The sequence below is a fragment of the Flavobacterium aquicola genome (assembly GCF_003385115.1).
Taxonomy (GTDB): domain Bacteria; phylum Bacteroidota; class Bacteroidia; order Flavobacteriales; family Flavobacteriaceae; genus Flavobacterium; species Flavobacterium aquicola.
The window spans coordinates 39538-52794 of sequence record NZ_QUNI01000003.1 but is presented as its reverse complement, the minus strand read 5'-3'; the positions used below and the strand labels follow the sequence as shown (position 1 = coordinate 52794).

The window sequence follows — 13257 nt, the reverse complement described above, 5'->3', positions numbered from 1 at the left end:
AAGACGCAAAGTCATAATGGGATTTCTTTGCGTCTTCGCGTCTTTGCGAGAATTATACTTAGAAAAAGCTTAGCAAGAAAATCTATAATCTCGTTTTGCTAAAAGTTTACTTTCTTCTCTCAGCAAAAAAACGTTTCATCAATTCCGAAGCTTCATCGGCCATAACTCCGCTAACGACAACGGTTTTGGGATGTAGTTTAGTTCCCATTTTCACATAACCACGGTGTTCATCAGTAGCGCCATAAACAACTTTGGTAATTTGACTCCAATACAAAGCGCCAGCACACATTTGGCAGGGTTCCACCGTAACGTAAAGCGTGCAGTCTTTCAGGTATTTCCCCCCAAGATAATTCGCCGACGCAGTAATAGCCTGCATTTCGGCGTGGGCAGTAACATCATTGAGCAATTCGGTTAAATTATGACTTCGGGCAATCACGATATTATTGACCACCACAACGGCACCCACAGGAATTTCGCCTTTCTCAAAAGCCATTTCGGCTTCCTGCAAAGCTTTCTTCATAAAGTATTCGTCGGTGAAAATGTTTATCATGTATTTTAAAAAACTATAATTTGAAATTTTTAGGATGTAAAATCTTTTTTCTGGCTTGTTCAGTTGTATAGCCAACTTCTCCAGCATCTGAAAGCTTCATAATATCATTCAAATGATTTTTATATTCCTTAACTGTTAATGGTTTTCCTTCTGTCGAATAGATATAAATATCATTATTATGTACAATATTTCTAAGTTGTACTTCTACATTCATACTGTGCTGATTTTACTCCAAAGTTATAAATATTCTTCGGTGAAAATGTGTTCTATAATTTTTTTGTGATTCAGTCAAGAGTTATTAGTTTTTTACACAATTGCCATTTTTTGAAATCATATTTCAAATGTCACAGTTAAAGGTTTATGGTCACTATGTTTAGTCCAATTCTCGTATTTTCCAATTTCCACACTTTTCATTTTGTCGATAAGATTTTTTGATGCAAAACAAAAGTCAATATGATATGGCCTTTCTAATTTTCTATGCATAAATAAAGTCGGAGTTGTTTCTTTTCCTTGCTCTTGATTGTGGAAAGTATGGTAAGTACTAAAAATATTTTTATTTTTTAAAATGCCAACAAGATTCGTATGATTATAAATTCTGTTTGGCTTATCCCAAATTGAATTACTGTTAAAATCACCAGCGAGAATAACATTTTCATTATCTAATAAATCACTATAAAAATGGATAGCATTCCAAACTTGCTCTGTATAGCAGTCATGCTTTTCTGGCTTCTGCGCCCAAATTGCAAAAATTATTACTTTGAATTTGTTGTTGCTTACTAATAAGGGTAACACATATTTAAACTCAGCATTATGAATACTTAAAAGTTCAATTTTAAAATCTGAATAAGAGAATATTCCAAGTCCCTTATTATGATTTTGTCCAAACCACAATTGATTTGTCGGTTGAGCAATTGTATTTTTAAAAATCAATTTATCAGGGTGTTCACATTCTGGAACAATCAAAATATCAGGCTGTTCTTTTAAGATAAATTCCGCTTTTTTACGAAAAGCCATATTACAATTCCAAGTAATTAATTTCATTTTCGGAGATTATTATTTAATCCTTTTCAATAGCTTTAAATTACTGTCTGCATTTGTATGCATTCGACTTTAGAAAAATCGGAAATTTCGATTTTTTAATACTCTATTTTAAACCAATTGATTGAATGTAAATATATAAAAAACGAAAGAAAATGGAGAATACCCAAAACATACAAAAACATACATTTCATGACTATTCGCCTCAAATAATGCCCTTTTTTGAGGCGATTAGCAAAATTATTTGCCTCATTTTTTTTCAGCTACAAATTCACTAATACTTATTTTTATATAATCGAAAACAACAAGGTTATTTAACCACGGATGTAACGGATAAAACAGATTCTCGCGGATTTTTTTACTTGGCTTATAGATTAAATCTGTGTAAAATCCGTTTTATCCGTTACATCCGTGGTTAATTTTTTTAAAAGTGAAGATCTTTGGCTAAAACTTTAAAAAACAGATTTAAATTTAAAACCGTAAATTCGCTTTTTATACCATAATGAAAAGCAACTTACTCGAACAGATCCATAATCCAATAGACTTACGCCAGCTTGATGAGGCGCAACTTCCACAATTGGCTCAGGAATTACGGGATTTCATCATTAATATTGTTGCCACAAAGGAAGGTCATCTTGGTGCTAGTCTAGGTGTGGTCGAACTCACGATTGCTTTGCACTATGTCTTCAACACACCCGAAGATTTATTGGTTTGGGATGTAGGCCACCAAGCCTACGGACATAAAATTTTAACCGAAAGAAGAACCATTTTCCACACGAATCGCCAACTAAATGGCATTTCCGGTTTTCCGCGAAGAAGTGAAAGCATTTATGACACTTTTGGCGTAGGTCATTCTTCTACTTCCATTTCGGCTGTTTTGGGAATGGCGATTGCTTCGAATTTGAAAGGCGATTTCGAAAAACAGCATATAGCGGTTATCGGAGATGCTTCGATTGCCTCCGGAATGGCTTTTGAAGGGCTGAATCACGCCGGAGTTACTGATGCTAATTTGTTAGTCATCCTTAATGATAACGCCATTGGAATAGACCCAAGCGTTGGCGCGCTTAAAAAATATCTCACTTCAGTAAAAGAGGGAAAAAACCCGAAACAGAACAATATGATTCGGTCACTGAATTTCAATTATTCGGGACCAATTGACGGTAATGATATTTTTGCGGTAATTAAAGAATTGAAACGCCTAAAAAAAATAAAAGGCCCAAAATTTCTACATTTAATTACTACCAAAGGCAAAGGACTTCAGCAGGCCGAAGAAAATCAGGTAAAATATCATGCTCCAGGAAAATTTGACGCCACAACAGGCGAAATTATCCCAAAATCAGAAGAGCATTTACCTCCAAAATATCAGGATGTTTTCGGCTTGACCATTTTGGATTTAGCCAAAAAGAACGAAAAAATTGTTGGAATCACTCCTGCTATGCCTTCGGGAAGTTCGTTAAAATTTATGATGGACGCTTTTCCAAAACGTGCATTTGATGTCGGAATTGCCGAACAGCATGCTGTAACACTTTCTGCAGGAATGGCAGCTCAGGGAATGATTGTGTATTGCAATATTTATTCGACTTTCTTACAACGCGCCTACGATCAGGTGATACATGATGTGGCTTTACAGAACTTGCCTGTTATTTTTTGCCTTGACAGAGCTGGTTTGGTTGGTGAAGACGGAGCTACCCATCATGGTGTTTTCGACTTGGCTTATCTGCGTTGTATTCCCAACATGATTATTCATGCTCCTTTAAACGAAATTGAACTGCAAAACATTTTATATACTGCACAATTAGGATTGGAACATCCTATTGCCATTCGTTATCCAAGAGGAAGAGGTGTTATCAATGACTGGAAGAATTTGCATTTCGGAAAATACGAAGCCATTGAAATCGGTAAAGCAAAATGCTTAAAAAATGGTTCAAAAACAGCCATATTATCTTCAGGCGCAATTGGCAACAACGTTACTTTGGCTCTAGCCAAAATAAAGCAACCGGAAAATTTTGCTCATTATGATTTTGCCTTTATCAAACCATTGGATGAAAACGAACTGCATACAATTTTTGATCAATTCGAAAGTATCATAACCATTGAAGATGGAACCATAAAAGGCGGCTTTGGAAGTGCGGTTTTGGAATTTGCTGCTACTTATCACTATAGTTCTAAAATACAGCTGTTAGGAATTCCAGACCAATTCATTGAACAAGGATCTATTGATGAGCTGCAACAAAATTGCGGAATTTCCGTTGATAATCTGGAAATGATTTTCTCAAGTTATTCAAATTGATTATTTTGCGCTCTTAAATACCATAACTCTATTATGACTTTCGTAACCAAATATTTTGCAATCCTATTCTTCTTATTTTCTCTTTGCTGTTTCTCGCAAGTTAGGATAATCACAAGTATTGCTGACACTATTACTACCCAAAAAATTAACGATTCACAAACAAACGTTATTATAACTGTTAAGCCAGATACAATTTCCAACTGGAAACACAAAAATGTTGTAGGAGTTGATATTTCAGAAATTGCATTTGTAAATTGGAGCGCTGGGGGAACAAGCGCAATTACAGGGCTTGTTAGAGGTGATTTAAAATATGACTACAAAGACGATTATCAAGTTTGGTCAAATGAACTTTTTTTTAGATACGGCATGAACAAACAAGAAGGTATTGAACTTCGAAAAACGGATGACGCTTTCAAAGTCAACTCTACTTATGGCCTTCGAACCAGTCCCAACTCAAATTGGTATCATTCTGCTAAATTTAACTTTAATACACAATTCACTAACGGATACAACTATCCTGACACGGAGAATCCAATTTCCCGCCCGTTTGCTCCTGCGTACACCTTTCTGGGGATCGGATCAGAATATATTTATAAACCAGTAAATTTCAACCTGTATTTATCTCCATTAACCTTAAAAAGCACTTTAGTTTTAGATCAAAAATTAGCTAATACCGGAGCATATGGTGTTAAAAAAGCAGTGTACGATGCCGATGGAAATTTAATTACTGAAGGTAAAAAAGCAAAAACAGAACTTGGTATTTTAATGACTTCGTATCTTGAAAAAGAAATATTCAACAATATCATTTTAAAAAACCGTTTAACCTTATATACGGATTACCTGCATAATTTTGGCAATATTGATGTCGACTGGCAATGTTTCTCCTATTTAACAGTAAATCAATATGTGAAGGCAAATGTTGGCTTCAATTTAGTTTATGATGAAGATATTGATGTCATCAAAGAAGAAAATGGAGTCAAAATCAACGAAGGTCCTAAAGTACAATTAAAACAAGTCCTTGGAATTGGAGTTGAATATGCATTTTAAAATATAAAAGAAAAGAGAGTCAGTATTTGACTCTCTTTTCTTTTATATTAGAACTTTACAAGAAATCTAATAAGCATTAATTGTTCGGTAAAATAACAAAGCATTTCCATCGGTCAGCATTGAAACGAAATGGCAGATGTGAAGCAGTCTTTCATATAGATTTTCTTTTTCCAAATGATGTTTTTCAGGCAGCATTTTCAAAATAAGATTGTCATAATTTGACGTTTTTCCTTCGTATTTATTATTGAAAGCGGTTACGAATTTATCCAACAGCGTTTGAATAATCTGGTACCCAACAATCTCTTTTTCTACCACTTCGCGGCTTTGATAAATATTCTTTACACTGATCTTGATAATGTCATCCATCTGGGCTTTGTATTTACTTTTATCTGTCAAAGCAAAAGGAAATTCTCCTTTCATGATAGCTTCTTCATTTTCGATAAAAACTTTTACGGCATCATTAATTAAACTCCCGATTGCCAAAGCGCGCAGATAACTGATTCGGTCTTCTTTGGTTTCTAATGTTTTGTACTTTAAAGTATCGATACTGTCTTTTACCAATTTGATTAAATATTCTAAAGCAAAATCCTCAGAAACTAAACCTAAATTAATACCGTCTTCAAAATCAATTATTGTATAGCAAATATCGTCGGCAGCTTCAACAAGATAAGCAAGCGGATGTCTTTCAAAACCGATATCATCTCCTGTTTTATTGGCAATCATTCCCATTTCGGAAGCGACTTCTTGAAAGAATGACTTATCGGTTTGAAAAAAACCATATTTTTTATCAGCTATATTTTTTGTTGGTTTTTTTGGCAAGCTTTCTTTTGGGTATTTCATAAAAGCGCCAAGAGTTGCATACGAAAGTCTGATGCCGCCATCAACGCCGGGACGCGAACTGTTTAAAACAGAAAATCCATTGGCATTACCTTCAAAATCTATTAAATCCTGCCATTCCTTGGCAGACAATTGTTCTTTATATTTTAATCCTTTTCCAATCGAAAAATATTCACCAATGGCTTTTTCTCCCGAATGTCCAAAAGGCGGATTTCCTATATCGTGTGCCAAAGAGGCGGCCGCAACAATAGCCCCAAAATCATTCATCTGGTAACCGTGAACTTCTTGTAAGTATGGATATTTTTCGATGATTTTTTTCCCAACCAATCTTCCTAATGAACGCCCAACTACCGAAACTTCCAGACTGTGTGTCAATCGAGTATGCACAAAATCGGTTTTTGAGAGTGGAATCACTTGTGTTTTGTCCTGTAAACTTCTAAAAGCGGAGGAGAATATGATTCGGTCATAATCGACTTCAAAGCCCAAACGGGTTTCGTCCTGCTCGATTCTAAGTCTTTTACCTGTATCTCCTTGTCTTTTTAGTGATAATAATTGCTCCCAGTTCATTGTGATTTTTGATTTTAGATTGCTTCGCCAGTTCGCTATCGCTCGTGTAACGATTTTTGATTTGCTATGCCCATTCGCTTTCGCTCGGGTCAGATTTAAAAAACCAAAAATACATTTATTTTAAGATTTTTCTAAAGATAAGAGTGCTAGATGTTCATTCTTTTGCTGTTCCAGTTTAGATTTTATGACAACAAAAGTTCCAGAATTTTCATCGTGTAAACCTAAAGCACGTCCTCTTAAAAAAGTTAATGCTTCAAAAGGTAATATACGCAGTATCGTTCTGGTCAAGATTGTGATTGTGCTGGGTTTTGATCCATTTTCCATTACAACTATCGTTTTGGTTAAAAATTTTGCTAACGAACGAGAAAGAAAAACTTCTGTAACTCCATAATAAACAAAACTAATAATACTCCAAAACAAATATCTTTCAATCATGTCAAAAGAATTTATTTTGTTTGAAATCACAGAAGAATTCAAAGAACTGACCACTAATCTTAAAATAATTAACTTTATTAAACTGTCAATGATCCAATTTAAAACTCGTTTTTGTTTTGATGCCAGTAAAAATTTTTGAATTCTAAACTCTTCGTTTTGCATTAATTTCAGATTTTAAACAATCCAAAAATACATTTTATTTTGTTCCCGCAACTGAAGTCAATAGCTATTGTTAAAACGATGATGTTTTACTATCGCTGTTGCCCGCGTGAGGGATAGGAATAAGCTACCGAAGTAGCATGGATAGCCCGACCGCATTGAGCGAAGGGGCTGTATACGCGTCACCATAAGTAAGCCCCTTTGCTCAATGTGGTCACGCCCAAATAATTAATCAAATCGCCAATGCCGTACTGTGTTTGATTTCTCCCATTACAAAAACGCTTTGGGTATTCCCAATATTCTCGATAGTGGAAAGTTTGTTCATTACAAAATCCTGATAGCTGGACATGTCTTCGACAAGGATTTTCAGCATAAAGTCGTAATCGCCGGCAATGTTGTAGCATTCGATGATTTCGGGAAGTGCGACGATGTCTTTTACAAAATTGCTTCCTACGTTTTTGGCGTGTTCCTTGAGCCGGACATTGCAAAAAACGGTCATTCCGAGATTTAGTTTTTTCTTGTCCAATAATGCGACATATTTCATGATGTAACCATCGCGTTCGAGCCTTTTGATGCGTTCATAAACGGGCGTTACGGTGAGAAATAATTTACCGGCCAGCTCTTTTATATTGATATTGGAGTTCTCCTGCAGGTGTTTTAGGATTTGTAAATCGATACTGTCAATATTATCCATAGTTATTTTTACGGTTAAAGTTCGAATTTATAGTTGCATTTAAAAATAATTACTGAAAAATTACACTAATAGATTTCATTTCACTAAAATATATAGCTAATTTAAGTTTAATTTTCTAATACAATAACTTTGTTCAGTAATAAATACTGATAAAAATGAAAACAAATAATTTAGGTTATCCAAGAATCGGGAGCAACAGAGAACTGAAAAAAGCGAATGAATTGTACTGGGCTGGGAAAATTACTGCCGAAGAACTATTAGCAACAGGTTCTGCAATTAGAACGCAAAACTGGAAATTACAAGCCGAAAATGGCATTGATTTAATTCCGTCCAATGATTTTTCACTTTATGACCAAGTACTGGATTTGACACTTAGTCTTGGCGCAATCCCTGAGCGTTACCAAGAATTTTCCAGAACAAATAATTCACTTGATTTGTATTTTGCGATGGCTCGTGGAGCGCAAAAAAACGGACAAGATGTGGTGGCAATGGAAATGACCAAATGGTTTGATACCAATTACCATTATATTGTTCCTGAATTTACCAAAAACCAAAAATTCGAATTGTTTTCGACCAAAGTTATAGCCGAATTTATAGAAGCAAAAAATCTTGGAATTAGAACAAAACCTGTTCTGATTGGACCAGTTTCTTACTTATTGCTTGGAAAAGAAAAAGGCGACGATTTTCATAGAATTGACCTGATTTACAATTTACTTCCAGTGTATTTTGAAATTTTAAGCAAATTAGAAGCTGAAGGAGCAAGTTATATTCAACTGGACGAACCATTCCTAGCGTTAAACCTGACCGATAAAGAACGTGATGCGATTACTTATGTTTACAATGAAATCAACAAAAACTTTCCAAATCTAAAGGTTGTTTTGGCAAATTATTTTGATTGTTTTGGAGAAAATTTGGAAACAGCTTTGGCTTTGCCTGTGGATACTTTTCACTTGGATTTAGTGCGTTGTCCATTACAGCTGGATGACATTTTAGAATCGGGAAAACTGGCTGACAATGTAAATCTTTCTCTTGGAGTTGTTGATGGAAGAAATATCTGGAAAAATGATTTCAAAAAATCATTAGTTTTAATCGAAAAAGCGATTACAGCTTTGGGCGAAAACCGAATTTTGATTGCTTCTTCCTGCTCTTTGATTCACTCACCATGTGATTTGGATTTGGAAACGAATGACGAAACTTTAACTCCCGAAATCAAGCAATGGCTGGCTTTTGCCAAACAAAAAATTCAGGAGATAAGCTTATTAAAACAATTTGCAACAAATGAAACTGACCGTACTAATTCATTGAAATTTGCAGAAAATACTTTGGCAAATGAAAATCGTAAATCATCTGCATTAATTCACAATGAAGGAGTTAAAAATCGTGTAGCAAGCATTGAAAAAGGAGATGATCAAAGACAAAATACTTTTGCAGTAAGAAGAAAAAGTCAGGCTGAGGCTTTAAAACTTCCTTTGTTTCCAACGACAACTATCGGTTCTTTTCCGCAGACTGCCGAAGTAAGAAGCTGGAGAGCCAAATTCAAAAAAGGGGAATTAACACAACAGCAATACGATGATTTGCTTCAAAAAGAAACAGAAGAAACTATTCGTTTTCAGGAAGAATCAGGAATCGATGTTTTGGTTCACGGAGAATTTGAACGTAATGATATGGTGGAATATTTTGGTGAACAACTGGACGGATTTACGTTTACCAAAAATGGCTGGGTGCAGAGTTACGGAAGCCGTTGTGTAAAACCTCCAGTTATTTACGGTGATGTTTCGCGTCCAACTCCAATGACTGTAAAATGGGCAGAATTTGCACAATCGCTTACGCCAAAATGGGTAAAAGGAATGCTTACTGGTCCTGTAACTATTCTGCAATGGTCATTTGTACGTAACGATCAGCCACGTTCCGAGACCTGCACGCAGATTGCTTTGGCGATTCGTGATGAAGTGGTGGATTTGGAAAAAGCAGGAATCAAAATCATCCAAATTGACGAACCAGCGATTCGTGAGGGACTGCCTTTGCGTAAAGAAGATTGGGCAAACTATTTGGATTGGGCGATAAAAGCATTCCGAATTTCAGCCAGCGGTGTTGCTGATGACACACAGATTCACACGCACATGTGTTATAGCGAATTCAACGACATTATTCAAAACATTGCCGATATGGATGCTGATGTAATTACGATCGAATGCTCTCGTTCGCAAATGGAATTACTAGATGCTTTTGCTGATTTTAAATATCCTAACGAAATTGGCCCCGGAGTGTATGACATTCACTCACCTCGTGTTCCTTCAAATGAAGAAATGGTTCATCTGTTGAAAAAAGCATCTTCGGTTATTCCTGCGGATCAATTATGGGTAAATCCTGATTGTGGTTTAAAAACACGCCATTGGGACGAAACCAAAAAAGCTTTGATCGAAATGGTGAATGCAGCTAAGAAAATGCGTGTGGCTGTAGAAAACACTGCTCTTGTTTAAATATTTTTTTTATAAAAAAAGCCCTAGCCGATTTATTTCAGCTAGGGCTTCTTCTTTCTTTTAATTATGACTATCCGTAATTAATGCAAACAGATAGAATCAGCCACAGATTAAAAAGATTTACACAGATTTTTTTTAAAAAAGGTAATAAAATCTGTGTGATCTGTGGCGAAAAAATAATTATAGTGTCGCTGCTCCTCCATCCAACAACAACTCGCCCCCTATCATAAACTTAGAATCATCCGAAGCCAAATAAAGAAATCCTTCGGCCATTTCCTCTGATGTTCCTACACGTTTGGCAGGTATTGTAGAAGCAAAATAAGCTTTGGTCTGATTAGCCTCTTCTTCTGAAGCGCCTTCTCTTTGAAATATCGGTGTATCGATAGGCCCAGGCGAAAGTACATTCACACGAATATTTCTATCCAATAATTCAGCAGATAAAGTTCGTGCCAATGAACGAACCGCTGCTTTCGATGCAGAATAAGCTGCTGTTGTAGCAAATCCTTTGTGAGCCACAGTAGATGCCGTGATGATAATTGATGCACCATCATTTAAATGCGGTAGAGACTTCTGAATCGTGAAGAAAACCCCTTTGAAGTTAATATCACTGGTCTGGTCAAACATTTCTTCGGTATAATCTGCTAATGGCGCTGCTATAAATACGCCTGCATTAACTACCAATACATCAATTTTCCCAAAAGTATCTTTTACAGTTCCGTAAGTGGTGTCAATATTATTAATATCCGAAACATCGCTTACCAAACCAATTGAAGCATTCCCAATTTCGAAAACTGCTTCGTCAATTGTTTTTTTATTACGGCCTGTTATCGCCACTTTTGCCCCTTGTTCTGCAAATAATTTTGCTGTTGCCAAACCTATTCCGCTGTTACCGCCTGTGATTACGGCTACTTTTTTGTCTAATTTTTTCATTTTATTTATAGTTTGATTATTTTAAGTATTTAAATATCTAAATATTTCGATGTTTTTGATTAAAAAAAAGCTAAAGCACTAAACTGTTGATATAATCCGCATACGCAGTACAAACTTCTTTGTTTACAACAAATTTCAGGTTGCGCCCTTCTTTGTCAGCAATTAATAAATCGGCATCTATAAGCTGTTTTATATGATGCGACATTGTAGACTGTGCCAGATTAAACTCAGCCGAAACATCACAGCACTGCGTACAGGTCGCGTTGTTGCTCACAATCTTCATAATCTTCAAACGATAGGGATCGCCCAAAGCTTTTGAGATTTTTTCGATTTGTTTTATGTTTAATTCAGTAATCATGAAGCAAAGATAAAAATATATTTTTAATACATCGAAATATTTCGATATTTAATTTAAATTTGCATCGGCTTACATTCAGATAATCAAATATTATTTGAATTATTTCTTCAAAACATCCTCTATGAAAACATTATATACCTATCTCAAAACTCATAAAACACTTTTATACATAGCGCTGTTTTTGGCGACAATAAATCAATGTTTTTCGTTATATGATTCCATAATTATTGGTAAACTGCTTAACGAATGCGGTGTTGGTGTTGCCAATTTCAATCACAATCAGCTCAGTTTTACGAAAGCAGTTATCGGCTGGCTGGCTTTATCTTTGGGAGCTGCGATGGTTTCCAGAATTGCCAAAAATTTTCAGGATTATTTCACCAATATTATCATTCAGCGAACAGGTGCGCAAATGTACACAGACGGAATTCAAAAAGCACTGCAATTGCCTTTTCAGGATTTTGAAGACCAACGCAGCGGTGAAACTTTAGGCAAACTTCAAAAAGTAAAAATTGACTGCGAAAAGTTTATCACGCTGGCAATTTCTCTAATATTTCAATCGATAGTTGGGATAGTATTTGTTGTGGTTTATGCGATAAGTATTCATTGGCTTTTGGGTCCGATATTCTTAGTAACAGTTCCAGTAATTGCATTTATCAGCTCCTTTTTAGGCAAAAGAATCAAACTAGTTTCAAGAGAAATTTTAGGAGAAACGACTGCTTTGGCGGGAGCCACAACCGAATCCCTTCGAAATATTGAACTCGTAAAAAGTTTGGGATTAACCGAACAGGAAGTCAACCGACTGAACGCTACAACGATTAAAATCCTTGGATTGGAACTCAAAAAAGTTCGTTTCATCCGCTCGTTGAGTTTCATTCAGGGAACAACGGTTCATTTTATGAGAACCAGTTTGGTTTTTGCCCTTTATATGTTCATCTTTCACGACATCATCAAACCAGGAGATTTGATTACTTTGATGTTCTTTTCGTTCTTTTTATTCAATCCATTGCAAGAACTTGGAAATGTGATAGCAACCTATAACGAAACAAAAGCTTCGATGGATAATTTTGCCGATTTAATGAATTCCAAAAGTGAGGAAACGCCTTTAAATCCTAAAACTATTGGCGCTATCAATCACCTGCGTTTTGAGAATATTTCATTCAAACATCAAACAGCAAGTTCCTATGCTGTGAAAAACATTTCTTTTGATGCCAAAGCCGGAGAAACCATTGCTTTTGTAGGACCTTCGGGAAGCGGAAAAACAACTTTGGTAAAAATGTTAGTTGGGCTATACAATCCCGCCGAAGGTGCTATTTTTTATAATGAAAAAAATGCCAAAGACATTGATCTTACCGAATTAAGACAACAACTGGGATTTGTGACTCAGGATGCACAATTGTTTTCGGGAACCATAAAAGACAATTTACTATTTGTAAAACCAAACGCCACCGACGAAGAAATCAACGATGTCTTGCAAAAATCGGCTTGTCAGAATTTATTAAAACGCGCCGAAAATGGTATTTACACCACCATTGGCGAAGGCGGGATCAAAGTATCGGGTGGTGAAAAACAGCGTTTGTCTATTGCTAGAGCTTTGCTTAGAAATCCGCATTTACTGCTTTTTGACGAAGCGACATCAGCATTGGACTCCATTACCGAAGAAGAAATCACCAAAACCATCCGCAGTATTTCGTCAAAACAAGATCAAATAACCGTCTTGATTGCGCACCGTTTATCGACCATTATGCATGCTGATAAAATATTTGTCCTGGAACAGGGACAAATCATCGAGCAGGGAAAACATCAGGATTTATTAGATGAAAAAGGCTTGTATTATGCGATGTGGAGACAGCAGATTGGAGAGAGAAAGTAAGT

12 protein-coding genes are annotated in these 13257 nt (G+C 35.8%); 4 read left to right on the top strand and 8 right to left on the bottom strand.

Annotation, left to right across the window (positions count from 1 at the left end):
- Positions 1-106: 106 nt before the first annotated feature.
- The 3 genes from C8P67_RS05305 to C8P67_RS05295 all read right to left on the bottom strand — a co-directional run bounded on the left by C8P67_RS05305 (position 107) and on the right by C8P67_RS05295 (position 1591).
- Positions 107-550, bottom strand: a complete 444-nt coding sequence (locus tag C8P67_RS05305; RefSeq protein ID WP_115811149.1) for a nucleoside deaminase — start codon at positions 548-550, stop codon at positions 107-109.
- 13 nt (positions 551-563) lie between these two features.
- On the bottom strand, positions 564-764 hold the full coding sequence (locus tag C8P67_RS05300; protein ID WP_115811147.1) for a hypothetical protein: 201 nt from the start codon (positions 762-764) through the stop codon (positions 564-566).
- A gap of 116 nt (positions 765-880) precedes the next feature.
- Positions 881-1591 (bottom strand): endonuclease/exonuclease/phosphatase family protein, encoded by a 711-nt coding sequence (locus C8P67_RS05295; protein WP_115811145.1) that lies wholly within the window; start codon positions 1589-1591, stop codon positions 881-883.
- 499 nt (positions 1592-2090) lie between these two features.
- Between C8P67_RS05295 and C8P67_RS05290 the strand changes: the two genes are divergently transcribed.
- Both C8P67_RS05290 and C8P67_RS05285 read left to right on the top strand, forming a co-directional pair.
- The gene (locus tag C8P67_RS05290) at positions 2091-3878 is read left to right on the top strand and encodes a 1-deoxy-D-xylulose-5-phosphate synthase (RefSeq protein ID WP_115811143.1); all 1788 of its coding nucleotides are present in this window, start codon (positions 2091-2093) and stop codon (positions 3876-3878) included.
- Positions 3879-3911: 33 nt separating this feature from the next.
- Positions 3912-4925, top strand: coding sequence for a DUF3078 domain-containing protein (locus C8P67_RS05285; protein ID WP_115811141.1), 1014 nt, complete (start codon positions 3912-3914; stop codon positions 4923-4925).
- Between the two features lie 66 nt (positions 4926-4991).
- Here the strand turns inward: C8P67_RS05285 and C8P67_RS05280 are convergent, their stop codons facing one another.
- The 3 genes from C8P67_RS05280 to C8P67_RS05270 all read right to left on the bottom strand — a co-directional run bounded on the left by C8P67_RS05280 (position 4992) and on the right by C8P67_RS05270 (position 7617).
- Positions 4992-6329, bottom strand: a complete 1338-nt coding sequence (locus C8P67_RS05280) for a deoxyguanosinetriphosphate triphosphohydrolase (protein ID WP_115811139.1) — start codon at positions 6327-6329, stop codon at positions 4992-4994.
- A 120-nt stretch (positions 6330-6449) separates the two neighbouring features.
- Positions 6450-6926, bottom strand: a complete 477-nt coding sequence (locus C8P67_RS05275) for an RDD family protein (RefSeq protein WP_115811137.1) — start codon at positions 6924-6926, stop codon at positions 6450-6452.
- Between the two features lie 229 nt (positions 6927-7155).
- Positions 7156-7617 (bottom strand): Lrp/AsnC family transcriptional regulator, encoded by a 462-nt coding sequence (locus C8P67_RS05270; protein WP_115811135.1) that lies wholly within the window; start codon positions 7615-7617, stop codon positions 7156-7158.
- A 155-nt stretch (positions 7618-7772) separates the two neighbouring features.
- Here C8P67_RS05270 and metE point away from each other — a divergent pair, with 155 nt between their 5' ends.
- Complete coding sequence (gene metE / locus C8P67_RS05265; RefSeq protein ID WP_115811133.1) at positions 7773-10097, top strand: 5-methyltetrahydropteroyltriglutamate--homocysteine S-methyltransferase; 2325 nt, start codon at positions 7773-7775, stop codon at positions 10095-10097.
- A 180-nt stretch (positions 10098-10277) separates the two neighbouring features.
- Here the strand turns inward: metE and C8P67_RS05260 are convergent, their stop codons facing one another.
- Entirely contained in the window at positions 10278-11027 is a 750-nt protein-coding gene (locus C8P67_RS05260) for an SDR family oxidoreductase (RefSeq protein WP_115811131.1), read from the bottom strand.
- 70 nt (positions 11028-11097) lie between these two features.
- Positions 11098-11385 carry an ArsR/SmtB family transcription factor gene (locus C8P67_RS05255; RefSeq protein WP_115811129.1) on the bottom strand — a complete coding sequence of 96 codons (288 nt, stop codon included), beginning with the start codon at positions 11383-11385 and terminating at the stop codon, positions 11098-11100.
- Positions 11386-11506: 121 nt separating this feature from the next.
- Here C8P67_RS05255 and C8P67_RS05250 point away from each other — a divergent pair, with 121 nt between their 5' ends.
- A complete protein-coding gene (locus C8P67_RS05250; RefSeq protein ID WP_115811127.1) occupies positions 11507-13255 on the top strand; it encodes an ABC transporter ATP-binding protein in 1749 nt (582 codons plus the stop codon).
- The last annotated feature ends 2 nt before the right edge of the window (positions 13256-13257 follow it).